The organism is Cupriavidus sp. TMH.W2 (assembly GCF_050847365.1).
Classification (GTDB): Bacteria; Pseudomonadota; Gammaproteobacteria; order Burkholderiales; family Burkholderiaceae; genus Cupriavidus.
This window is the reverse complement of the sequence record NZ_CP193795.1, coordinates 156,153-178,589: the sequence shown is the minus strand read 5'-3', so window position 1 is coordinate 178,589 and position 22,437 is coordinate 156,153. Positions and strand designations below refer to the sequence as shown.

The 22,437-nt window shown below is 57.5% G+C and carries 28 protein-coding genes; 7 read left to right on the top strand and 21 right to left on the bottom strand.

The window, feature by feature from the left end:
- Nucleotides 1-176 precede the first annotated feature (176 nt).
- Together ACREYQ_RS32745 and ACREYQ_RS32740 are read right to left on the bottom strand one after the other, a co-directional pair.
- Nucleotides 177-779 (bottom strand): hypothetical protein, encoded by a 603-nt coding sequence (locus ACREYQ_RS32745; protein WP_432263124.1) that lies wholly within the window; start codon nucleotides 777-779, stop codon nucleotides 177-179.
- 9 nt (nucleotides 780-788) lie between these two features.
- Nucleotides 789-923 (bottom strand): hypothetical protein, encoded by a 135-nt coding sequence (locus ACREYQ_RS32740; protein ID WP_432263123.1) that lies wholly within the window; start codon nucleotides 921-923, stop codon nucleotides 789-791.
- 187 nt (nucleotides 924-1,110) lie between these two features.
- On the opposite strand from ACREYQ_RS32740, the gene ACREYQ_RS32735 reads away from it, so the two are divergent.
- Nucleotides 1,111-3,306: an autotransporter domain-containing protein gene (locus ACREYQ_RS32735; protein WP_432263122.1), complete on the top strand. Its 2,196-nt coding sequence runs from the start codon at nucleotides 1,111-1,113 to the stop codon at nucleotides 3,304-3,306.
- A gap of 116 nt (nucleotides 3,307-3,422) precedes the next feature.
- Here ACREYQ_RS32735 and ACREYQ_RS32730 read toward each other — a convergent pair whose 3' ends face one another.
- The 3 genes from ACREYQ_RS32730 to ACREYQ_RS32720 all read right to left on the bottom strand — a co-directional run bounded on the left by ACREYQ_RS32730 (nucleotide 3,423) and on the right by ACREYQ_RS32720 (nucleotide 5,060).
- Nucleotides 3,423-3,869 (bottom strand): hypothetical protein, encoded by a 447-nt coding sequence (locus ACREYQ_RS32730; protein WP_432263121.1) that lies wholly within the window; start codon nucleotides 3,867-3,869, stop codon nucleotides 3,423-3,425.
- A 121-nt stretch (nucleotides 3,870-3,990) separates the two neighbouring features.
- On the bottom strand, nucleotides 3,991-4,341 hold the full coding sequence (locus ACREYQ_RS32725; RefSeq protein WP_432263120.1) for a hypothetical protein: 351 nt from the start codon (nucleotides 4,339-4,341) through the stop codon (nucleotides 3,991-3,993).
- Nucleotides 4,342-4,520: 179 nt separating this feature from the next.
- Entirely contained in the window at nucleotides 4,521-5,060 is a 540-nt protein-coding gene (locus ACREYQ_RS32720; protein WP_432263119.1) for a hypothetical protein, read from the bottom strand.
- A 968-nt stretch (nucleotides 5,061-6,028) separates the two neighbouring features.
- On the opposite strand from ACREYQ_RS32720, the gene ACREYQ_RS32715 reads away from it, so the two are divergent.
- Nucleotides 6,029-6,487 (top strand): hypothetical protein, encoded by a 459-nt coding sequence (locus tag ACREYQ_RS32715; protein ID WP_432263118.1) that lies wholly within the window; start codon nucleotides 6,029-6,031, stop codon nucleotides 6,485-6,487.
- Nucleotides 6,488-6,580: 93 nt separating this feature from the next.
- Here the strand turns inward: ACREYQ_RS32715 and ACREYQ_RS32710 are convergent, their stop codons facing one another.
- The 3 genes from ACREYQ_RS32710 to ACREYQ_RS32700 all read right to left on the bottom strand — a co-directional run bounded on the left by ACREYQ_RS32710 (nucleotide 6,581) and on the right by ACREYQ_RS32700 (nucleotide 8,392).
- Nucleotides 6,581-7,099 carry a hypothetical protein gene (locus ACREYQ_RS32710; RefSeq protein WP_432263117.1) on the bottom strand — a complete coding sequence of 173 codons (519 nt, stop codon included), beginning with the start codon at nucleotides 7,097-7,099 and terminating at the stop codon, nucleotides 6,581-6,583.
- A 346-nt stretch (nucleotides 7,100-7,445) separates the two neighbouring features.
- Nucleotides 7,446-7,670, bottom strand: coding sequence for a hypothetical protein (locus ACREYQ_RS32705; RefSeq protein WP_432263116.1), 225 nt, complete (start codon nucleotides 7,668-7,670; stop codon nucleotides 7,446-7,448).
- Nucleotides 7,671-7,672: 2 nt separating this feature from the next.
- The gene (locus tag ACREYQ_RS32700; RefSeq protein ID WP_432263115.1) at nucleotides 7,673-8,392 is read right to left on the bottom strand and encodes a hypothetical protein; all 720 of its coding nucleotides are present in this window, start codon (nucleotides 8,390-8,392) and stop codon (nucleotides 7,673-7,675) included.
- A 200-nt stretch (nucleotides 8,393-8,592) separates the two neighbouring features.
- Between ACREYQ_RS32700 and ACREYQ_RS32695 the strand changes: the two genes are divergently transcribed.
- Both ACREYQ_RS32695 and ACREYQ_RS32690 read left to right on the top strand, forming a co-directional pair.
- Complete coding sequence (locus tag ACREYQ_RS32695; RefSeq protein ID WP_432263114.1) at nucleotides 8,593-9,117, top strand: site-2 protease family protein; 525 nt, start codon at nucleotides 8,593-8,595, stop codon at nucleotides 9,115-9,117.
- 100 nt (nucleotides 9,118-9,217) lie between these two features.
- Nucleotides 9,218-9,784, top strand: coding sequence for an AAA family ATPase (locus ACREYQ_RS32690; RefSeq protein ID WP_432263113.1), 567 nt, complete (start codon nucleotides 9,218-9,220; stop codon nucleotides 9,782-9,784).
- A gap of 44 nt (nucleotides 9,785-9,828) precedes the next feature.
- On the opposite strand, the gene ACREYQ_RS32685 is transcribed toward ACREYQ_RS32690, so the two are convergent.
- Genes ACREYQ_RS32685 through ACREYQ_RS32670 form a run of 4 tightly spaced genes read right to left on the bottom strand, consistent with a single transcriptional unit; the run spans nucleotide 9,829 to nucleotide 11,876 of the window.
- Nucleotides 9,829-10,359 carry a hypothetical protein gene (locus ACREYQ_RS32685; protein WP_432263112.1) on the bottom strand — a complete coding sequence of 177 codons (531 nt, stop codon included), beginning with the start codon at nucleotides 10,357-10,359 and terminating at the stop codon, nucleotides 9,829-9,831.
- A gap of 1 nt (nucleotide 10,360) precedes the next feature.
- The gene (locus ACREYQ_RS32680) at nucleotides 10,361-10,954 is read right to left on the bottom strand and encodes a YkgJ family cysteine cluster protein (protein WP_432263111.1); all 594 of its coding nucleotides are present in this window, start codon (nucleotides 10,952-10,954) and stop codon (nucleotides 10,361-10,363) included.
- A 35-nt stretch (nucleotides 10,955-10,989) separates the two neighbouring features.
- Nucleotides 10,990-11,559: a hypothetical protein gene (locus ACREYQ_RS32675; protein WP_432263110.1), complete on the bottom strand. Its 570-nt coding sequence runs from the start codon at nucleotides 11,557-11,559 to the stop codon at nucleotides 10,990-10,992.
- Nucleotides 11,556-11,876, bottom strand: a complete 321-nt coding sequence (locus tag ACREYQ_RS32670) for a hypothetical protein (protein ID WP_432263109.1) — start codon at nucleotides 11,874-11,876, stop codon at nucleotides 11,556-11,558. Before ACREYQ_RS32670 ends, ACREYQ_RS32675 begins: the two co-directional genes overlap by 4 nt.
- A 117-nt stretch (nucleotides 11,877-11,993) precedes the next feature.
- On the opposite strand from ACREYQ_RS32670, the gene ACREYQ_RS32665 reads away from it, so the two are divergent.
- On the top strand, nucleotides 11,994-12,779 hold the full coding sequence (locus ACREYQ_RS32665; RefSeq protein ID WP_432263108.1) for a hypothetical protein: 786 nt from the start codon (nucleotides 11,994-11,996) through the stop codon (nucleotides 12,777-12,779).
- A gap of 106 nt (nucleotides 12,780-12,885) precedes the next feature.
- Here ACREYQ_RS32665 and ACREYQ_RS32660 read toward each other — a convergent pair whose 3' ends face one another.
- Nucleotides 12,886-13,710, bottom strand: coding sequence for a metallophosphoesterase (locus ACREYQ_RS32660; RefSeq protein WP_432263107.1), 825 nt, complete (start codon nucleotides 13,708-13,710; stop codon nucleotides 12,886-12,888).
- A 122-nt stretch (nucleotides 13,711-13,832) separates the two neighbouring features.
- Between ACREYQ_RS32660 and ACREYQ_RS32655 the strand changes: the two genes are divergently transcribed.
- Complete coding sequence (locus tag ACREYQ_RS32655; RefSeq protein ID WP_432263106.1) at nucleotides 13,833-14,324, top strand: hypothetical protein; 492 nt, start codon at nucleotides 13,833-13,835, stop codon at nucleotides 14,322-14,324.
- 190 nt (nucleotides 14,325-14,514) lie between these two features.
- Nucleotides 14,515-15,522, top strand: a complete 1,008-nt coding sequence (locus tag ACREYQ_RS32650) for a hypothetical protein (protein WP_432263105.1) — start codon at nucleotides 14,515-14,517, stop codon at nucleotides 15,520-15,522.
- A 438-nt stretch (nucleotides 15,523-15,960) separates the two neighbouring features.
- Here the strand turns inward: ACREYQ_RS32650 and ACREYQ_RS32645 are convergent, their stop codons facing one another.
- The 8 genes from ACREYQ_RS32645 to ACREYQ_RS32610 all read right to left on the bottom strand — a co-directional run bounded on the left by ACREYQ_RS32645 (nucleotide 15,961) and on the right by ACREYQ_RS32610 (nucleotide 22,436).
- Nucleotides 15,961-16,569 (bottom strand): transcriptional regulator, encoded by a 609-nt coding sequence (locus tag ACREYQ_RS32645; RefSeq protein ID WP_432263104.1) that lies wholly within the window; start codon nucleotides 16,567-16,569, stop codon nucleotides 15,961-15,963.
- A 173-nt stretch (nucleotides 16,570-16,742) separates the two neighbouring features.
- The gene (locus tag ACREYQ_RS32640; protein ID WP_432263103.1) at nucleotides 16,743-17,417 is read right to left on the bottom strand and encodes a PspA/IM30 family protein; all 675 of its coding nucleotides are present in this window, start codon (nucleotides 17,415-17,417) and stop codon (nucleotides 16,743-16,745) included.
- Between the two features lie 31 nt (nucleotides 17,418-17,448).
- Nucleotides 17,449-18,795: a tetratricopeptide repeat protein gene (locus tag ACREYQ_RS32635; protein ID WP_432263102.1), complete on the bottom strand. Its 1,347-nt coding sequence runs from the start codon at nucleotides 18,793-18,795 to the stop codon at nucleotides 17,449-17,451.
- 11 nt (nucleotides 18,796-18,806) lie between these two features.
- Nucleotides 18,807-19,493, bottom strand: a complete 687-nt coding sequence (locus ACREYQ_RS32630) for a hypothetical protein (RefSeq protein ID WP_432263101.1) — start codon at nucleotides 19,491-19,493, stop codon at nucleotides 18,807-18,809.
- A 26-nt stretch (nucleotides 19,494-19,519) separates the two neighbouring features.
- Nucleotides 19,520-19,915, bottom strand: a complete 396-nt coding sequence (cheY, locus tag ACREYQ_RS32625; protein ID WP_432263100.1) for a chemotaxis response regulator CheY — start codon at nucleotides 19,913-19,915, stop codon at nucleotides 19,520-19,522.
- Nucleotides 19,916-19,995: 80 nt separating this feature from the next.
- A complete protein-coding gene (locus ACREYQ_RS32620) occupies nucleotides 19,996-20,397 on the bottom strand; it encodes a hypothetical protein (RefSeq protein ID WP_432263099.1) in 402 nt (133 codons plus the stop codon).
- A 153-nt stretch (nucleotides 20,398-20,550) separates the two neighbouring features.
- The gene (locus tag ACREYQ_RS32615; protein ID WP_432263098.1) at nucleotides 20,551-21,417 is read right to left on the bottom strand and encodes a class I SAM-dependent methyltransferase; all 867 of its coding nucleotides are present in this window, start codon (nucleotides 21,415-21,417) and stop codon (nucleotides 20,551-20,553) included.
- Nucleotides 21,418-21,773: 356 nt separating this feature from the next.
- Nucleotides 21,774-22,436 (bottom strand): DUF5131 family protein, encoded by a 663-nt coding sequence (locus tag ACREYQ_RS32610; RefSeq protein WP_432263097.1) that lies wholly within the window; start codon nucleotides 22,434-22,436, stop codon nucleotides 21,774-21,776.
- Between the last annotated feature and the right edge of the window lies 1 nt (nucleotide 22,437).

Sequence of the window (22,437 nt, the reverse complement as noted above, 5' to 3'; positions counted from 1 at the left end):
TAGCCGTCATCTAGTTCACCGGCAATTGCCTTCACGGCCCGCAAAGCGTGGTTGGATACGAGACCTCCCATGAACACCTCCAAAAGTTAGCTTGACGCGTGGAGATGTCCGACTCCGACCAATAAAAAAAAACCGCCCCTGGGAGATGGGGCGGCTGCTGTGGTGGGGCGATGATGTTACGAGGAAACGATGCCGAGGCGGATTGCCTCATTCATGTCGGCGGCGCGCTTACCCTGCCGCATTTCGAGCTCCAGCAACAGATCCGAAAGGAACGCCTTGGGAGTCTTATACCCCATGGCCTTCGCCCAGGAAACCATCAGATCGAAAGACTCGAGATCCATCAAGGATGTCAACTTGACTCGAACTCGGTCGATGTTCCGTTCACGCTCTTGAAGGGCCGCTTCCAGGTGACGACTGAATCGTGCGAGAAGGCTGCCCACTACGTCAGCAGCCATCAGGGCGCCGTAATACGCGCCGAGCGCCAAGAACGCCTCTCGGAGCTGCTGGTGCCGATACTGCATGAGCCTATCCTTCCTGTCATTGGCTTGTGCACACAGGTTGAGTGCGAACTCCCCTTCCTTGCGCAAGTCTTGAGGAATCCACTCCGGATTGGGAATCTGGCGTTCCGCCGCCCAAAATCGCTCGATCGTTTCCGTCAGCGATCCAGACATCGCCCGCCATGCCTGGTGGTGGAGGCGCAATCGACGGTCGGCCATGTGGTATCGGGAAACGGCTTGCGCCAGTACTTCACGTGCCTGCTGAACGGTCTGATTCTGCATGGCGCTTCCTTAGATGACGGGGATTTGAGGTTGATTGGCTACGGCACGACCCGCGGCGCCGATGACGGCATCCTTTCGCTTCTGTGAGACATGAAGCGACGCCTTGGAAGGCAAGTTGACGAGGGTTTTCGGAATTTGAAGCATCGGAATCTCCTGAGAAGTTGAGAAAAGGCCACTTGCAAAGACCCAGCCTCAAGAGATGCGCAACACGTGCCATCAACACTGGAAGGCCACATCACAATACTAGTTGATGTCAAAACAAATACTACGTATTATGCCTACGTGTTATGTATCCAATGACCCAAACAGCAACCAACTTTGAGGAATACTGATGCACAGTCGACACCAAAACAACGTTGCGCCACGGCTGACGGTGCTAGGCGCCGCGATCTACTTCGCCCTGAACGCCATGAGTGCCAATGCCGCCGGCGTGGACGTGTATGCCCCCTCTCTCGGCGGCGCAACCATGGACTACACACCGGCCATGGGCGGCTCGTCGGACGGTCAGACCCTGGTCGGAACCCAGAAAAACACAAGCACGGGCATCCTGGCTGCCTACCGCTGGACATTGCTCGGAGGCAAGCGATATCTGGGTTCGCTCAATGGTGGCGCCTCATCGCTGGCGAGTGCTGCGCGTTCGGACGCCAGTGTCATCGTAGGGTCGGCCAATGACGGCGCTGGCATCAATTTCTCCGCCTATCGCTGGGACAGCACCAACGGAATGGTGCGCCTCGCTGACCTCAACGGCGGCAACTATTCAGCGGCAAAAGGCGTGTCGGGCAACGGCCTGCTGATCGTAGGCGAAGCCAAGGACGGGGTGAGCGGCAATCTGAGCGCCGTCGAATGGGACGTGAACAACAGCACTGTCCGTGCCCTGGGCAACCTCAACGGTGGCACCACCAGTACTGCGAATGCGATATCCGCCGATGGCACTGTTGCTGTGGGCAGCGCCGTAGACGGCCTGACCGGCAGCACCGCGGCAGTCCGCTGGGTGGGAGCGGCCGCACCCGAAAGCCTTGGCCACTTCACTGATGGAGTCAACTCTATCGCGACGGCAGTGAGCTCGGACGGTGCTGCCGTTGCCGGGTACGGGGACAGCAATGGCGCACAACAAGCATTCCTGTGGCGACAAGTCACGGGAATCAAGGGCCTGGGCTATCTGGCTGGCGGCGCCTTCTCGAAGGCCATGGGTATTTCCGCCAACGGCGCTGTCGTCGTCGGCAATGCAGATATGACTGGCGGTGCACTGACCGGCTTCCGCTGGACGCATGAAACCGGCTTGCAATCGCTCATCGATTGGCTGCACACCAACGATGCAACCTATGCGCTGCTGCCTGGCAATTCCCTGAACCACGCCTACGCGGTATCCGCTGATGGCAACACCGTCTACGGCATCGGCACGCTCAGCGGCCGTAACCAGCCGTTCGTCGCTCGTACCTACGGCCCGATTGCACAACCGGTCATTCCGAGCGTTCCGGTCACGCCTCCCAGCGCCGCCGGCACTTCCGGCGGCACCCCTGGTGGCACCTCCGGCAGTACGTCGGGTGGCCCGATCGGAACGATTGCGGGCGCAGGAGCCGGTGGTCAAGGCAGCGTCGGCGTCATCGGCCTAATGGACTTGGGCGACTCGCTTCACAACGCCAGTTTGTATGGCCAGGCGATGCAGGCATTGGTGCAAGGTTTCGTACAAGGCGGCCTGCGTTGCGAAACATTCGACATGCATGGAATCTGTGTGTCGACCGGCGCGGTCTACAGCAGCAATGCTGGCAAGGTCAACGGCAACAACGTGCTGGGAGATCTGAGCATCGCATATCGATTCAGTTCGAACTGGATCGCGGGCATCGGCTACCAAGGTCCCTACTACAAGCTGAATATCAACAGCGACAGCGTGAAGAGCAACGCCAATACTGTCGGCGCCTTCGTCGAGTTTGGCAACCGCCTGCGCCAGGGTGTCTTCGCCCGCGCCGCAATCGCCTATCAGCAAGGCGACGCCACGATCAACCGTACCTACCTGACCGGTTCCGGGCTCGAGTCATCCAAGGGCGACACCGGCATCGGCCAGCGTGCCGCATCGGCCCAAGCGGGCTATGTGTTCGTCGCCGGTGGCAACATAGCCTTCATGCCGTATGTCGGCGTCGACTATCTCAAGACCAAAATTGGTGGCTACACCGAGACTACCGGCCAGTTTCCGGTGCGCTTCAACAGCCGTGCCGAGAACAACATCTATGGCACGGTGGGCGTGAACGGAAGCATCAATCTGGGCGGTAAAGCTATCGTGACGGCAGGCCTGAAGCACGTGCAGCGCCTGACCAAGCACAACGATCCGGTAGCCGGTGACGTGATCGGCCTGGGTTCGTTCTCCATCGCCCAGGACACCACCGAGCGCTGGAATGAAGCCGCGATCGGCATCCAGTTCGCCGGCCCAGTGAAGGCTACCCGCGTGAATATCGGCTACGGACACCGATTCGCTAGCGGCACCAGTGTCGCCCGCGATATTGCAGCCGTGTCGTTCACGATGGGCTTCTGATTCGACTAGCTTCAATAGAAAAACCCGGCTCTCAGAGCCGGGTTTTGGTTTTATGAGCACCCCTAGATAGTCGTGCATGTCCAGGGTGGGCTGGCAATACCAGCCCTGTGCGATGACTACTTCAGATTGGCTCGTGCCTTCTTGCGCTGCTCTTGCAGAGATGCAAGTGCCTTGTCAATTCCGTTCCAATCCTCAGCAGCAGAATTGATGGCCGCCACCATCAGTTCGTTAGCCTTGTCTTGACTTGCAAAGCCATTGACCTGAGTGCTCATGGAATTGAAGTCGGTGCTAGCGACTCCGGTATCGAAATCAAGAACCGAGAGGGAGGCCCAACCGATCGAATTGTTGTTCAAAACCGATGCCATTCCGGCGATCTGAATGCGAGCCCTCGCGCTTTTCAGTTTGGCGCACAACTGATTGAATTTCTCCTCCGAGAAGGTCCAACCGCCATATTTCTTGAAAATGGCACCTATTTCGTCACTACGGACAGAAGTGATCTTGCACTCAGCGTGTGCCGACAGTGCAAACCCCGACATCATTGCAACAAGAATGAGTTTCTTCATGGATGTTCCTCCTTTTTCGTCAAGAATACATATCGCGTATCAATACTAGTATTGAATTCTAGCAGTCAGATTGGAGTCAAGGAACAGTCACCTCGGAATTTCTGAGGTGGCTGGCTGAGCTTCAGTGGCTGAGCAAGAGGCGATCCCGATTCTCAGAGAGAATGCGGCCGAGTTCTTCGAGATTGATTTCTCGAACTACACCATCTGGGTACAGTTCATCGGCGAACTGTGCACCAAGATCCTGCCTGAGCTGGACATCCGTAGGATAAATGTCCACAACATCGGCAGCGCGACGCGCAATCCATTGTTGGCGATCAGCATCGTCGTCGAACTTGGGAGCATCCGTGCTTTCGGCCATTTCTTCGGCGACCAAGAGTGCAGCAGCACCCTCGGTGGGGGCCGCTACCGTGGCCGTATAGTTGCCCTCGTCGTCTTGCCCCCAGGCAAGGATCACATTGAAAAGCTGTTTCATTAACGATCTCCAGAAATTGATATAGCCAAGCGCTTGCGTTCGCTCGGCCCTTGGAGATGCGTAACAAGGGGACTCAACGTGGGACTCGAATTGCTGCGACCCGGGCCGACCGCCGCCGCGGCCAGCAGCAACGAAAAAGCCCCGCGCTGACATAGGTCATGCGCAGGGCGGTGGGTTGGTCAATCGGGCTGGGATTCTCCACTGATGTGGCGTTGTGATGCGCGCAAGGCATTGCCGCTGATAATGGCCTCGGGGTGGATGTAGACGACGTCTTGTTCGTGCACGCGGGCGCGGAACAGGATGAAAGCATCGTAGGAAACGCCGCTGTGGCACTGCCCGTTGCGAAGGTAGCACTGGTTACCCAGGGTACCAACGACATGCATTCCACGAGGTTTCCACCCAGCGATCTGCATGGTGTGTGATGCCTGGATCATCGCAATGATCTCCAAGATTTGCTCCCGGCTGGTCTTGCTCAGCGGCGAGTTCAATGGCTCCTTGAGGTAACCCTGGCGCCGCAAGCCGCGGATGATCCGACGTGTGGTCCGCACGAGGAATCTGATAGCACAGCGCTGGTAGTAGGCCAGGTCGCTCGGGTGCATGCGATTGGGGTTGAGTTCCACGTCGGTGCCAACCGGAAACGGGGGCAGCGGTAGTTCCGTCGGGTTGCCCAGGAACTCAATCTGGTCTAAAGGCGAAAGTGGTCGGTGTGTCGTGGTCATTCCGTTCTTCCTTGATGGATTTCTGTCGACAAGGCCGCGGCACTTAGAGCCGACTGGGAAGGGACGTACTCGCGCCCATTCCAGATCTGCAATTCATCGCTCCTCGCTCCAGGCTTGCTTCGCCTGGCTTGAACCAATGCATCGTGATCGTTGCCGGCCCCAATCATGATCCACCCATAAGGACTTCTGCATCGGTAGCTTGTCAGGCCAGGCGCCGCGAGGGGACGCGAGCATATGTTGAATGTCATTTTCCGTTCTTCCTCGTGGTGTGAGCGGCAGCGCCGCGGTTGATTTACCAGTGGAAATGGCTCACACGGAAGTGGAACAACGTCGCCGGAGCAGTAGATTGGCCCCTATTCCTATGATGGTCGCGCGCTGATGAAGAAAGCCCGCGGCCGACAGAAGTTGAGCACGCAGGCTTGGTGGTGGGTTTGCAATGGGCTATGACAGCCAGAGAATGAGTCCCCCGATGGCAAGAATGGCAAGGACTGCCAGGCCAGCAAAATCCGTCATCGAAGATGGGAAGGGGGCACCTCTAAGGTACGCCTCATCAAGTTCGTCGAACGACATTTCCGGTTCCCCCGAGTTGTGCGGTCAGGCCGCGGTTGTATGTGGAAGGAGATGAACCACATGCATGAGCAACCACATTGGCGCAACCGTAATCCAGTCGCACTCACTGTGGCACGAGACCAGCTAAGTTGTTGATCCGTCAGCCGCGCCATAGCAGCTGCTCTGGCGGCCTACGCCTTCGAAAGGAACAAGCCCACCGTCAGCATCGAAGGTGGGCTTTTGTCGTGACTTGAGGTGATTGGCAAGACCGACGGGCTTACATGCCACTGTTCCTCATACCCCCTTGCAAAGCCAATGGCCGAGCCGTCGTTACTGCCCGGGCTGATCACCTGGGATCTCTCTGTGACGACGTTCCTCAATATTGTCTTTTGGCCTTAGAGAGGGTCAGGAGATAAGCCATGTTTCGTGAACGCAACCCGCTGCATCACTACCCGGACTACCGCTTCGGCGATCTCATTTTTGGGTATTTCCCGCATGAGCAAGCCAAGTGTCATGGCCAGGTGGAGGAAAGTTCTCGATGGATGTTCGTCCTGCAAGACTTAGGGCGCCGAGTCCTGGTGTGCTACTGCACCACTAACCCCGAACTGCGTTGTCATAAGCCTTATCGTTTCGGGCTCATCCCAGGCGGCAAAGTTTCATACCTTGTGCCGGACCGTTGGGAGGTAATCGACAAGTCTCGGGTGTTCCTACCAAGAGGCGTCGAGCGAATCGAGTTCACTCACGTGCTTGCCTATATCGGTATGGCCGCGAAACGCGGCGTCTACGATGGCTACAGTGCTACGGTACTCGAATCTGCTGTGAAAGAAGCCCAATGGGCTGAAAAGCGGAAAGCCAAGTTGGCCACCCGCTCAAAGTAACCCTCTATGCCCCGCGAGCGCCATGCGCCGCGGGGTTTTCTCATGTCAAATAGCCCTGACCGGCCCGCCTGATAGCAATCTGTCCCGCAGGAGTCATTTCGGAAGTTTCCAGCACTCGATCCACTCTGGCGCAGCATCCACCGACAATGAGCCCGAGGCGAGTGCCTCCAGCGAGATCTCTTCCCCTGCTTGTTCCGAGGACTTGAGGCACTGCACGGCGAAACCATACCGTCCAGAAAGGATGTACGCGATTGCACCATGGACCGACTTCACCCTCTGCGAGATGGCCATGCTGCTGATGTCGGCGTGCTGCTCCGCAAGTCCGTCAACATCCTGCCAGTCGTCCACTTCATTGCTCGGGTAGTTCGCGGCCTCACCGGAGCTGGTCAGCCACAACGGGGCCACTTCGTTTCGGAGCGTTGCCGCAAGATCTTCCAGAGGAACGAACTGCTGGAGCTCCACAGTCGATGCCCACATGGCCTGGATCGCACTACGGAAGTCCAGGCTACCCACATGGTAGGCGGCAAGTTGGCGATATCGCTCCCCAAGCGGTAGCGTGGTGTCCGAGGATAGAGCCAGATGCCGGCTCGTCAGGAGATCGGGGTGTGCCATGATCAAAAAGGCTCTCTCGCGCAGTGGATGCACGAATTATATACTCAATTTGAGGATATCAAAAGATAAAGCCCGCGGAGTGATCGCGGGCTTCAAAGGGTTACTGTGAGGTAAGCTCAAGGAATCGTCGCATGAACAATTCTCGGGCCTCACGGGGCGGAAGAGGAACCAGTTTTTCCTCAACCGGCTGGAAGCCCTCGAGGTAGTGCCAAGCGCTCTCGCCAGCCACTCCTGAGTTGCTGCACGAACCATGGTTGTCTCCTCGTATTGAGCTGATGATTCGTGATGCCCCACAGGGAGAAGTAAGCCCAAATGAAAACGCCGGCATCGTGTGCCGGCGTATGGGTTAGATCGTTTCGTTCGGCTCGTAGCGTTTGCCGCGATGGAACTTGCAGATCGGCTTGTCCTTCTCGCCGATTACCCAGAATGCGCTCGGGTAGCGCTTATCGTCCGAGAGTCGCTCAGAGAGGACCTTTGCGATCTTCAGAGCACTCTTGATCGAGTACGCCGGCCACCAACAAGGGGCAAACCCAGTCGGCGCCGTATCTACGCTGTACGCGGAAATAATCATGGTCACACCTCCTCGGTCGAGCGAAACTGGTCCTTGAAGGCACCAAGATCGAAGTAGCTTTCGCTGTCTTCAAAAATCCCGACCCCCTTCAGTACGCCGACGTGGCACGCCATAGGACGAACACGGAAGCCTTCATCGTTCTCATACCAGGCACCGGCCCGAAGGCCGTACGCCGACAGATCCGCCTCGTCAGGCAGCGGGTCAGCCTCTCCGAGAGCCCCCTCAAACGTACTGGCAACATCCGCGCTTCCAAAGAAGTGGCGGCGTTGTTCCTGCGTTAGCAGACGCCACATAGCCCTAAGGTAGTCTTCGAGATCGCCGACCTGATGCTGCGGCTCCGAATCCATCCCGTGCTGCTCAGCCGACTCGATGAGACGCTCGAGCATGGCATCCTCCCTCCATTGGAGGTGCTCGTTTAGCTCAGCATCGATCCACATCAGGGCCGAGCGGAAGTCGTCGGAATAGAAGTTGTCGACGATGTCCCCCTTTCGCCATTCTTCCGCCTTGTACTCCCCGTCCGCGAAGCGAATGATGAAGCCGGTCTCGTCGGCGCTGGCGTGGTAGATCGGCATGTATTCGCCCTCGCCAGGCGCGTTCTGGGCGACCTTTCCCGCCAGCCACTCGTGATAGGTGGATGCGCCGCCCTCCAGCAACATCTCGCCCATCCACTGCTTGCGGGGAAAGTGCCGTGAAAAGTGTGCAAACAATGCTTTCAGTTCCATATCGATCTCCCGGTTGAAAAAACGGCCTTGCGAAGGCCTGGTAGACGGATATGCGGCACACGTGTTTAGACGAACAGATGGATTGCGCAATCCAGAACAACCAACCTCAATCCACATCACGTACGCATAATTCAGTTGAATGTGATTCAAGTATCTCGGAGAATGGTCGAAAACACGACCAATCGGGAACGACAACCGCAATGACCTTCTTCCTACTCTTCCTGGCCGCCTACATCCTCTGGAATTTGCTCGTTTTTCTCCTGGGGATTCACGAGTATGGCCACCTACTCGCAATGAAGAGAGTCGGCATTCGCCCAGACAAGGTTGTCATAGGGGGTGTGAAGATCTTCACGCTCAAGATAGGCGGCCTTCTCTTTGAGATTGGCCTGGTGCCGCTCTGGGCCTACGTCGCCAGTAAGCACTATGAGAGCTCGCCTTCGGACAAGCGCGCCTTCGTCGCGGCGGCCGGCCCGGCGATGTCCCTAGCAACGGGTCTCGGCTTTTTCCTTGTCGATTACATTCACCCGATCTGGCTGGTCGGGCTCTGCGCCAAGGGCTCGTTTATTCTGCTCCTCACAAACCTGATCCCCCTACCACCCCTTGATGGGTGGACAATGATCGAACACGTCCTCGTAAAGCGGGGGATCAAAATCACGCCACGTGGGCGCCAATACCTGCTCTGCGCGGGCATGGCCGCCATCGCTCTGGTTACTTTGGTGGTATAACACCCACACCCTACATATCTAACAGGCCGGCTTGCGCCGGCCTTTTTTGCGCCCATCTGATACGCATACCCATTGGCAAGTTCAACCGATGGAGGAATTCATGAAAGCAGCAGCAATCGGCCTCTGCGGCCCCCACCGCACCGGGAAGACCACGTTGGCCAAGGCGTTCGCAGCCGACGCAAATATCCCTTTCCTCGTGACATCCACGTCGACAGTCTTCGCCAGGCACGGCCTAGATCCCGCGGCGCCGATGGACTTCGGCACGCGGCTCTTCATTCAGGACAAAGTACTGGATGCTGCCGTCGAGGTTTGGCGGGACGCCGGCGCAGAACAGTGGATCACCGACCGAACCCCGCTGGACATGTTGATGTACACCCTCGCTGATATTCAGGGGGGTACCGAGGCCGAACCAGCCGTTGTGGCGAAGTATGCCGCCCGATGCTTCCAGGCGACCGCCGATATCTTCGATCGCCTGGTCCTGGTCCAGCCAGGGATTCCATTGGCCCACGAGCCGGGCAAGGCGGCGCTGAATCCGGCGTTTATTGAACACCTATCCGCTCTTCTGCTCGGTCTGTGCCACAGCGAGGAGAACAGTGTGCCGGTTCGGGTCATTCCCAGAATGGTGCTGGATTTGTCCGAGCGCGTAGCGCTGGTGCGTGGTACGTAGAGTGGTACCCAAGGCCGGGTTGCTTCATGCACCCGGCCATTTTCTTATGGGTTTGTGGGCTTTGGCGAGCTCGTGATTGCACGACGACGGTCGACTGCCATACCTTTGGATTGGCGGCGGGCGATGGAGTAAAGAACGGAGCGCTCAGCTTCCAGGTTCGGTATGTGTTGAAAGTCCAGCCAGGCGGAAAAATGCGGGACCGTTCTCCCAATCGCAGGCCACACATTGCCGCTAGGCCGGACCACCTCGATAACCCGGTTCCCGGCCACGTAGAGGAGCCCCCACTTGGCCGGCAGTTCCTCCGGCTTGATAAGCCCTTCAGGGCAGATGTAGAACCTGTACACACCGAGGCCCGCGCCTTCCTGTGTGCGCTCAGGTTTGCGAAAGTCGGCAAGGAAATCGCCGCGGCTAGCTTTTGCCTCCACGACGGCCGAACAGTTATGCCGGAAGCCAATCACATCCGGCTGTTCACGACACCCTCCCACTGTGATCTCGGTGGCGACCACTCCGAATCCCTGCTTCTTCAACCATCGAGCTCCAATCGCCGTCAGATGATCGTGCAGTTCCCCGGCCATTTCAGACCTTCCCCGTGACCGGGCCGAAGTAGCTCCGGATGTCTGCAAGTGGCTGGTTCACAAAAACCATCGCATAGGCCATTAGGAAGGAGTCCATACGGATAGTGGGTGGCTGCGATCCCTCTGGTGCCAATCCGGGATCGCAGAATAGCGGGTCGTCGCTGATATTGAAGTTGATACGACACGCAATCGGGCGATGCTCGTAGATTGAACACTGACTATCCTGGAGAAACGGACAGGGCGATGTGGGGACATCTTCTGCCACCGTCGTCGGCGCCGTTGGACGGTCTACCCTCATGATCGGCCGCCCGTAGCGCTCGCTGATACGCTCAGCCTCGTGTAAGGAGATGGCTACCGATCGATGACAGCAGTGAGCACAACCTTTCTTGCACGCAGAAGAAGGAGCCATGGAGCCGGCAATCCGATCTGCAAGCTTCACGAGCTTGCCGTACTTTGACTTCGGACTTGCATTCTCCTTTGCCAACCCGAGAGCTTCCTTGTCCAGCGTGTTCAGCCAGGGGGCTCGCTCCAGAATCACCGAAAAGTTCTTCTTGGCCGACTCAAAACTGGCGCGGGCTTGCGCGTCAATCGACATGATAGGGACGACCCTCCTAGGTTGTTCCATTGACATTACTCGCCACCCTTTGGGCAGACAGCAACCGCCGTCAACGAGGACCGAAAGGCATCCTCGGCAAGACGCCTCATGGACTTCATAACTCCATCCGCGGATTTGGCGTATGTGGTGGTCACCGACGGCTTCTTGCCAAACTTCTCGGCCATGGCCTCGCCGCTGTCGGTAAGGAATACCCGCCACTTGTCGCCGCTGCGTTCTGGCGCCCCCTTCGCCACCGAAAAGCAGGCGTTGCCCGTTTCGAAGCGAAGAGTATTGTCGCGAAGCACGAGACGGCCCCCTTGATATTCATCGGATTGCCAACCTGCGGCAGGAAGACCGTCCAAGGATAAAACTCGCTTGAGTTGCCCGGCGGCCTGGTCAAAAACCTCCGGAGTCGCGAAGAGGTAGTGACTCAAGGTCATGCCCTGGCGGTCTTGGTAGTTCGGGAAGAGTGGCTCTGTGTAAGCACGAACAAAATCTTGTGCAGTTTTAGCCACAATCAGGCGCATAAAGTGCGAACCGCCGAGATTCTTGGTTACTTCGTCGACCGCGGCCAGAATGCCCGCAAACCCCTCTTCTGTGTTCATTTCGAAGCCCTCTCGGTTTGGCCAGCACGGGGTTTCCGCAGCTCGCCATGAAGCTCATTTCTCATCGACAAGAGACTATCGACAGTTCGCTCCAGAGCAGAGATCCGGCTCAGCGCCGCTACTTTCTGCTCAACGATTGCCGCGAATGCCTCTCGTCCCCCGTCGATCTCCGCAAGCAGCCAGCGCACATCATCGAGGCTGATGCGTACGCAATGTGTTTCCTTCTCGCCCTTGGCGGAAGCGTCAATGAGCGATCGGAGTCGGCGCAAGATCCGATCGAGTTCGTGTGTCGTTTGCGGCCCAGGGGTGTGGCTCATTGGGTGATATTCAATACTCGATGTGAGCACATCCTCGCGTGCTGTATTATACGTACCTGTTTTAGTATCCGAAAGATGCTGCTAGAATTCTTGCGACCTAATGTAAGGAGTCTTCTAATGGCCGAAACCCCGGCGCGCACCGAAACTGTTGAGTTCCTGGAGCGAAGGACACGCGAGATAGGCTGGTTTCCTGAGGTTGAGGTCAAATTCTCTTACTGGCACGGAGGGCGCCGCCTGATGGATGGCTCAACCTTCTGCTGGCCAAACGACTCGGTTCTGCAAGACGCACGTGAGGAAGGCGAACGACTCTGCCGAGCCTACGGCATTGACCAGAACTCATCGCTCGAGTTGATCGCGTGTCGATGTGATCGCGAAGTGGTGAAAGTTCGATCGGCAGCCATCGACCGACACTGGCAGCACCCCGAAACCGATCGAGGCTTGCCCCGCAGCCAGCTCATCAGTTGCAGATTGATCTGGTCATCCAAGACAGGAGATGCACCGCCGCTTGCCAGTTGGCCCAGGCGCATGGTGACTTTCACGAAAACTGTTCCGATTGCAGGCGAAGCCAAAGAGGCCTTGGACCTCTCCGGCTATTTCTTCGTCCGAGCGAAAGGCCTAGAACACGATGTCCTCCGAAAGGGGTTGGCCATCGGGAACGGTGCGATCCAAGACCTGGCGCTTGAGAATGTCCGCGCTGAGTGCGCCGATCGCCCTGGGCGATTTGCAAGGATTACCGGGACGCTCACAGTGGCTGTCGATCCACGCGCCGGCATCGACTGCGAGACAGCCATTCTGCCGCTCGTGCAAGAGAGTATTGAGATTGAGTCATGGCCAAACGGCCGCGGCGTACATTGGGATACCACTCGACTGCAAGAGGAAAGGACCGACTGGGTACTTCCCTAAGGGGTTCGCCTCAGGGGGAGGGAGGCAGTACCAGGAGCCCTCTCCCATTCTCAGATCCTTGCCGGCGTACTGATCACCGGGATCGCTCTCAAATGCGAGCGTCAGATCATCCAGGAAAACGAGAGCGCACGTAGTTGCCAAACGGTGGAAGACCCTCGCCGCCCTCGTCAAGCACGTCGATCAGGCGACATTCCCTCGCTTGGGTGATCGCCATTGTCATCGTGAGCACGTTGAACATAGAGAGTCGCGCATACTCTTCGGCACCGAGTTCTGCGAAAACTGCGCCCGTGTCAACTGCATAGACGTTTCCGAACCGGCGGGCGCCCTTCCACTGAGGCGTGTGACCGACGAAGAGCCTCCCCACACCGGCCACTCCATTCTCATTGTTGTGCCTGATCCTCTCGCGCCCCCACAGAACGGTCTGGGTCACCTTCTCGTCACCACGCTCAAGGGCCAGCAGTAGGTCCTGCCAACTCATCCCGTCCGGCACGTCAGCATGGATGAACCCGACCTTCCCTCGCTCCGTCTCCAACTCCATGGCCAAGGGCAACTTGCGTATCTCATTCAGAATCGCAGCCCGCTCTTGATTGTCGACTTCCAGCCACCACCCAAGCCCGTTCTTGCGCACCATCCAGTCCAGCACCTCCTTGGACGGTTCGCCGTTCGCATAGAGTTGAAGGAGCATATCTTCATGATTTCCGCGACAAGCATGGACGTACGGCTGCTGAAGGAAGCGACGGCAGCGATATGACCCGGGGCCGCGATCGACCAAGTCGCCGACGCTGAAGAGCCGGTCGCGAGTTTTATCGAATCCTGCGCGCTGCATCGCCATCAGGACCAGGTCGTAGGCGCCATGGACATCTCCGATGACGAAATCGCGCCCCCTCAGGTTGCGCCCAAAGCGCCGAACAACCTCCCAGATATCACTCATGGTCAACCCACTATAGATACATAACACATACCAATACTATCATCACGACGCTCTAACGGCCGGAATTCTGCTCACGTGTTCGCCATCTCCCCGTGCAAGGACTTTCAACTTAAGGAGAAATCATGTACGTAACACTGGCCAAGGTACTTTACAGCTACACCGAAAGCATCATCCCACCCAAGTGCCAAAAGGCAGTGGCTCTCCAGAAGTGCATGGCGCTGGCCGGCTGGGAGATTGCACACATCGACCTTGACCTGACAGGAGAGCGCCCGAAGGCGGAAATCAAACTGGAGCGCTCCGATGGCCGGTGGCTTCTGGCTCGCGTAGACAGACTCGGTCGTGTGAGTTTCGAGACGTTCCATCGCGAGCGCACTTTGACCATGAGCAGGAACACGAAGGGGCGTCGTCCGTTATCCCCACAAGTCGATGACGTCTTCCTCGGTCGGCATCACTGCTTGGGCGCGCGACACATGCTCAGGGAGATGACCGCCTATATCGCCAGCAACGCAACAACTCCGGTGCGTTTGGCTGACGTACGTCAGGCCTGGGCAGCGGTTATGGGGGCGCCTCTGCGACTTACGGCCTCTGGTTGCGCCGAAGGGTCAAGAGTTTGAACGAGGAGAAACTGACCTACATCGGACAGTCCATCAATGAAGAGCGACATCACGAGTTAGTGATCTAGCCTCCTCAACGTCCAGCCCGGCGCCGCCGTCCCCAGGCCCACCGAAATGCGGTGGGCCATTTTTATTGAACCGTGTCCGACATCTCGGGTTGCAAGTCAACCTCTCAACCTGGAGATCACAGATGGAAATGAATCAGAATGAATCGGCTCAAGCGAAGAACCTCGAGCTGGAGCTCATTACCCCGGTCGTAAAGGGCAACCTCAAGAATGGCATGAAGGAGTCCGGCGCAAGCTCGGGTGACCTTTGGGCAATCGATCCGTTCAAGATCATTGTGGATGAAAAGTACAACGTTCGTGAACGGGATGACGCCTACGAAGCAAAGGTGATCAACCTGATGGAGTCGATGCTCGACCCCAATGTCGGCTTCATGCGGGATAGCCCACTCTCAGTAATCGTTGTGAAGCAGAACGGGGCCGATGTCATTGTACTGAAACGGGGTCATCGGCGCCTCGAGGCCGCAAAGCGCGCTATCGAGAAGGGAGCAAGCTTCAAGGTAGTGTACGCGGTTGCTACTCAGACCAACTTGGCCGAAGAGGACAGGATTGCCGATTTGCACCACAGCAACAATGGGGACAAACTCAGCACATACGAGTTATCCAAGGTCTGCAAGCTGCTCTCCCTGTACCTTCCGGACACCGCTGCGATCGGCAAAAAGCTCGCGATCGAAAAGTCGTACGCCGAAGATCTGCTACTGCTGATCGAGGGACCTTTCGCCATTCGAGAGCATGTGCGGACCGGGAGGATCACGGCGACTTTCGCCATCGATATGCTCAAGGAACATGGCGAAAAAGCAGCAGACATGATCCAGCAGGCGATCGACCGCGCGAAGGCAAGCGGCAGCACGAAGGCCAGCGCCAAGCATGTTCCTGGTGCCAAGCTGAAGAAAGCCGTATCCAAAGCTGCGCCACAGATGCGCGTCGTCATCAATGACATCAAGGCAGATCCGGCCTTTCGCCACCTCTCTCAAGAAACGCAGTCGAAGATCGACGCCATTTTCGTGGCGCTGAAGCAGGCCGAAGCCGATGAGGAGAACCTGAACGCAACGACCAGCGCAAGTGGAAGTACCACCTCTTCCGAGGCGGAAACTGAAACGAGCAACGCATCAACGCAAGAAGCAATCGCCGTTTAAACCATCTCGAAGACCCGCCAACCTGCGCGGGTCTTTTCTTTTGTGTTCACCGATCAGGTGAGGGGGGTTTGACGCTTCTGACGCCAAACCAGCGACGCCACACCGCCAGCCATAGCCTGGGACGGTACGCCTCTCTTTGCCACGCGTTCCCGCGCCGCCATTCGATGCTCATTTGGCCGTCAGCCAATCGGATACGGAAGTTGAATCGGGTCAAGCCGCGGCAGTTGGTGCAAGCGGCCAGGCCGACAACCTGGTAGACATCGCGGGAAAGGCTGGAAATGCGCCCTCGTTGTTCGTGAGCGCCAACGTTCGTCCCGCATCCGGCGCAGCAGATCCTAATTGGTGGAGCCTGGGTGCCGTCAGAAAAGCAAATTGGGAGGGCCGCAGCCAAAGCTGGGGTCTCCTCCCATTCGGTAGGTGAGAAGGATCGCTGGTCTGTCACGAATCGTCGATGTCAGGCATGTTCTGTTCTTCTACAGACAGATTAGCACCTTTTTCATCCCAGCCCTTCGCGATTGCGTCAATATAGACCTTGGCCCATCCAGGAACTCGGCGCTTCCCGCGTTCCCACTCACCATATGCGTTGTAGCCGCGGCCAAACTTGTCGGCCATCTCGTCTTGCCGCAGACCGAGCGAACTGCGCACGAACATTAGATCTGGCACCGGCACTTCCGGGCTGGGTTTGACTAGGCCAGCGATCATGGCTGTCACTAGGCGGATCGCCGCAACTGGTGCCCCCTGATGTTCCCAACGAGCGATCAGTGGTGTGGAAACGTGCAGCCAGGTTGCCAGGGTAGCCTGAGACAGCCCAGCGGCAACCCGAATTTTGGACAGGAAGCTGCTTTGTCCTTGGCGACGCCGAACTCCATGCTCATACGCCATGTCGTCACGGAATCGCTGAGCCGCCAGCAATGCGTGCTCTCGGCTACCGTAGGCCGCGTCGCGAAAATGGCGATTGGCAACGTACTCCCCCCCTTTGTAGAGGCGAACACGCCAGCCCGCGTCTGCCGGGCGACTCGGGCGATCGTCCCGCGAAATACCCTGCATCGTCGAGTCTGAGCGCCGGCGTGCACCCGTACCAGGCATCGGCCGTCGATCGAGTTGCGGGGTGGTTCGAGTTGGCGGACTGGAAGTTACTTGTGCCAGATTCATCGTGATTCTCACGGTTGGGCCAGCCCTCGGACTGGCCCACATGTTTTGGGGACGGGGAAGAGCCTCAGTCACGCCCCTACTTGCTGCTTCAATGCTGCGAGGCGATCATCGATCGAGCTGGTCTTGTTCAGCGCGTCAACGCGATTCTGGAGCGACTTTCCGCTATCCTGATCCGCCATCCGGGTGGCAGCAGCAGCGCGGGCCTCTTGCTTGAGAACGCCCTCTTCCAGCTTGCTGAAGTCGCCCGCCAGATTGCTTGCCGCCCCAATGTCGGTGATCGCCGCAGCCGCTGTTTGCTGTGCAATGGCGACATGTGAGCGAGCCTCGATCAAATCGGTACGCTGGGCATAGCCATCCCTCTGGCGCTTCAGATCCTGGATTCGAGAGCGAAGATCCTTAAGGGTCGACTCGAAACTCGCCACGCTGGAGGCGTAGCCAGATGCCAGCTTCTCAGCTTCCTCGACCTTTGCCAGGCACTCGCGTGCGAGGCCATCGTCTCCGGCCTTCACGGCCCGTTCGGCTGAGGCTTGCCACTTGGCTGCATCAGCATCGGCTGCTTCCTTCTTGCTGCGAATGACCTCGAATTCGGCCTCCGCATCGAGAAGTGAGCTGTTCGCCTTTCCGATCTGATCTTCCAACTCGCGGACGATCTGACGAGCATCTCGCCCCGGGTCCGCCAGCTTGTCAAGCGCGTCATTGGTGGTGCCGGCCAAGAAGCGGCCAATTCGATCCAGAATGGACATCTGTCTTCCTTGTATGGTGAAGAGGTGGAGGTTATTGCCAGTCGTTGCCAGAGCCGGAATCAAAACTGGAGCTGCTGGAACTGCTGGAGCTGTCAGAGAGTGACGAGCTACCGAAGTCAAAGGACGGTGTGCTGGGTCGGCTGTCGTCATCGTCCCGACGGCTTGAATAGCTATCGTCATGACGACGGTTGGAACTATCGTCGCGATGGCGTGATTCGCTGGCGTGTGAGTTGTTGCTCAACATCGATCCCAGCAGCAAACCGGTCAACAACCCGTCATTGGAACCCTCCCGCACGACCACGGTCTGTGGCAGGGGCGTCGCTGCCGGCCGCTCGTAGTGGGAGTAGCCACTTCCACTTTCAGCACCCCGTGACGATTCAATGGTCCGACTTTCACCGAATGGCGAGTACGGGGTGGTCTCACCAGCTTTCGGAGCCTGGGTCACAGGCCACTCCCCAGTGCTTACAGCCTTCAATGCGTCCGCCGATTGCGACTTGAGTGACTGCAATTTCGACGCATCAATCGGCACCCCACCCTTCGTGGTAGTAATGGCCGAGAGAAGATCCGCACGCACGACTCCGAGCTTCTCAAGTACGGCATCCTTCTTTACTGAATCATACGAAGCCGTCTTGCATTCGAGCTCTGCATCGCGTAGTTGACTCGAGAGCGGAAGGATTTCGTTGAGTTGCTCCTTGGCCTTAGCGACGACCTTTTTCTGCTCTTGGGCGACACGCTTGTCATCCCGCTTCTTCATCGCAAAGAACAGCGCAAGAGGACCGAGGAAGACGGCAAAGCCCGTGATAAGCCACCACGTTGCAGAACCTTCCGAAACGGGCAACTTTGCAACAGTCGTCAAGATTGTGGCTGCCGGGACCGAAGGCTGCGGCAATTTGATCTCGTCACTCAGCTTCGGCTCCGCCGCCGGCAAGTTGGATGGCTTTGCCGGATCGGTGATGTCGCCATCAACGATTGCTCTCTCCTTCTCCAGCAAACTCTTGAACAGCTTCTCCGACGACGCGAACTTCAGAGTCGGGTCGATCTTTTGGGCGGCCAGAAACTCTGTTAGTGCATCGGCATGGCGAAACTGGTGGGCATACACTTGCCCCAGTTGATAGTGCGCCTTTGCCGAATCCCGCTCCTGCAATACCTCCTTCAGCAGCGCTTCTGCGCGGGGCCAGTCATTCTGGCTCACGGCATTCGCAACGTCTGCCGAACTGGGCACCGCATACGACGCGGCCGTAACCAAGAGAAAAGCGAACAAGACGAAGAGGCGTCGCACGGCAAAAGCTCCTTGATGTTTCGCCAAAGCATTCAAGCGAATTTGAACATACAATACATAACGCGTATTGATAATACTATTTGTTGTAAATTTCGTCAAGCCGGAGGCGATTAGGCTGCGGAGAGCAACGGAATCTGGCTAAGGTTGGAAAGCGTCTCCATGATCGCGTGCGGACGCAGAAAGTCCGCAAGCCGCTCACGCAGCGAGTCGATTCGCTTACCGAACTCATCCAGAGCGGTTTCGTTCTCCTTGGTAGCTGGGATGCATGCCATCACCTTCCCCCCCTCGTCCTTGAACTCGCCTGGCCACGGGGTAATCTTCCAGCCGCGGTGTTCGAACTTCCGCATCAAGAGCGTGCCATCCCATGCAGTTCCTCTCTCCACGCGGTTGTAGACAAACTTCAGGCCAGAGCCACGACCTTCCCAGTGGCTGTCGCGCCGGATCTCGACAAGGTAGAACTGCTCCCACCTAACCGCAAAACGCGCGTTTAGCTTCTCCCACATCGCTGCCCGAAGAGCCTCGATATCGCTACCGGTCAAACAGAATGCAGGCTCCTTGCATTGAACTGTGAACCAGACCTCTTTTGTAGCGAGCGGCGGCGCTACGCTTTCGACGAACTTTTTATGTAAGCGCAGCTCAACGGGAACTTTGATACCCTCCACCCGCTTAGCTGAATCGGTCGCACTCCCCTGCTCGTCCTCACAAACGGAATCATCGGAACGAATTCCTTCGTACTCGTAGTGCCAAGTGTCAACCAACTTGCCAGCAGTGCGCTCACGAATTTTGCCTCGGGGCATTGCGCCTCCTCTTTGATCGATTGCGGCTACGCCGGACCGGAAGTGCGACTGACAATCTTGGCCAACTTTTCAGCCAAGGTCGCCGCGGTAAATGGTTTGACGATATATCCGTCAGCGCCTGCATGAGCTGCGGCGATGATGTTTTCCTTTTTCGCCTCTGCAGTGACAATGAGCACAGGTAGGTGCTTTAGGTCCCGCGATTGACGGATCGTCTGAAGTAGCGCAAGCCCATCCATGCGAGGCATATTCCAGTCAGTGACGACAAAGGCATACCCACCATCATTAAGCTTCGCGAGCGCCTCCACGCCGTCGTCAGCTTCGTCGACATTCGTGTAGCCAATGTCCTTGAGCAGATTCCGTACGATTCGACGCATCGTCGGAAAGTCGTCAACCACCAGGAATCGCGGGTTCTCGCTGAGCATTACAACCATCCATGTCGCTTGAATACGTTTCAAATCATAACACGTATTGATACTTTAGACATAAGCATCGTGAATCATGGTTACTGCTCTGTCTTGAAGGAGTTCGCCCCGATCACCATGTGTTCCCGCACGTGCTTAACGATCTCGTCCCCGCCGACAGTGATGCCGTGAGCACGAATGCCACCTGTAGCCGCCCAGTACACCTTCCCAGAATCGCGATCGATGACCTTCCTGTGCAGCATCAAGCTGTAGTAGAAGAAACTGTCGCCATCGCGATAGGTAGAGGTTTCCAGCATGCCGATCAACTTGAAATCCGGGCCGAGAACCTTTACTTTCTCGGGCAAGAACTTGTCCACCACCTCGCTGAACTTGGCCTTGTCGACAACAGGATCAGTCGAACTCAATGCCATTTCGATTGCTTGGGCAGACGGAGCGGCACCGATCAGGAAGGAAACCGCAAGCGAGAGAAGGATTTTTTTCACTGTGAACTCCATGGTTAGTTGCTGGCGGCCGCCAGTTCGGCCAGGCCGTTGTTGATGATTTCGGTAGCCATCTTGAAGAGCCCAGAATCGCCATCGCCGAGCACCTCCAGCAGGGCTTTTTTCTCGCTTAGATAGGTGCGGGCAAAGGGTGGATCAACCTAGGAATGACAGAGCGAGGTGGGCTGTTGGAACGCGGGATTGGCGAGACCGCTGCGAGCACAGTGCATATCGCCCTTTGCCTGTCGCAACAAATCGCGCCGCGTAGCGCCGAAGGGTCTGCCGAATCTTCTCTTTCCACCACTTAGTTTTGGTGGGACGGTTACCCTCCACTTCAGCGTAGATCTGCGCAAGGTTAGCTTCCCCACCGAGACGAGCGAGAACGCACTCGATCACCTGAAGCCAGACAGGACCACTACCGTTATTGAGCAGCGATCGGCAATCAGATGAGAAACTTTGAACGTCGGCGGCCTCCTGGTAAAGCGCGAAGCCAACTAGTCTGCGACTCCGGTCCTTCCTGAACAATGCGAACACCAGCGGGAGCTTCAACCCCTGGTATATGTTCCGCGGGATCATCTCCTGCGCAAGCGACCAGCGCCTTGCGTAGGCGGCCACCCTTGAGGCTGTCTGGAAGGCGTATGCCGGCAGCAGGAATCCCACCCGCCCGCCTTCTGGGAGCAGTTCGTGCGCCCGATCGAGAAAGCGGTCGATGAGGCCGAGCTTGAAAGGGGGATTGCCCAGAATGACGGTAGGCTCTGCCGGCAGCGCAACCGTGCAGAAATCTCCAGTGATGATCTCCCGACCAGTCTGGCGGCGTGCAATCGCAGCCATGTCAGGGTCAATCTCCACGCCGATCGCGTCCACGGTCTCGGGAACCACCGACAGAAATGCGCCTGGGCCGCAGGATGGCTCGATGAGACAGTCACCGGAACCTAGGGTTGCGAAGTGGCGCTCATACAACGCCTCCGCCACCCACGCAGGTGTCGGATACTGCCCGAGGCTCTTGGCCCTCACATCAGTCATCTAACACCTCGATTTGAATTCCACGTGTATTATTGTGATGCGTTATGTATCATTAGTCAAGAATCGCGAAGGTGCCGCTTCCGCGCATCGCTAGACCAATGGTTGGAACTGGTCCCAGGTCCAGGGTGGGGCTTGAATCCATCAGCGAAGGCCTTGAAGTCGAAGTTGTCTCGCTTCATGAGCTTGCCTTAGGCTCCGACGGCCAATGCGCAGCCCATCGGGAAGTTCTGCCTACGGAAGAATTCAGGCCATTCGAGAACATCAGCCCCCTTCCCCGTGAAGACGACGTTTTCACCGTCGAGGACTGGCGTATGGCCCATCTGCTTGAAGAACGATGCAACTCCGGCTTGGTCACATTAATCGAGAAGAGACTGTCCCCAGGACAACTCAAATGAGCGCGCGGAGGCCGCGCCCTGACGGGACTCTCCACCGACGATGACCCAATCAATGCCGTCGATCAGTCGATTCTCGTGCCGGAGATCGGGCACCAAGAGATCCATACGATCCAGCATGGGCTCTACGGACAACCCGCGAACCACGGCCGAAAGGGACTTCAGCTTCGGAATGTCCCGCAAGGCCTCTTTCTGATTCACAACGGTGGCGATCAACCAGACGTTTCCATATCCCCTGCCCCAATCCGCGGGGAGCATCGTCGGCACATTACCAATGCGCTTAGTCACAAGTTGCCATGTGAGCGCTGGTGTAGCCTTGATCAACTCCCATAGCCGATTGCGCCATTCCTCCGGCACCTCGTTATCGAACACATCGGCCTGTGAAGCGCAGAACACGGGCCAGAACTCATCCGACTTGAGGGCCTCCCGATTCCACCGCAGCGGGTGCATCCAGTACCGATCAGAGGTGAGCATGCGCGGCGCCCCAGGCCCCCAGTGAGCCCCGTGGTAGAAGCGCGCATCCTGCGCCTCCGCGTAGCAACGATCGCACCCTGGGCCTGCCTTCGTACAGCCGATCCAAGGATTGAACGTCGAACGCGTCCAGGAAACACCTGTCACTCTCGCCATT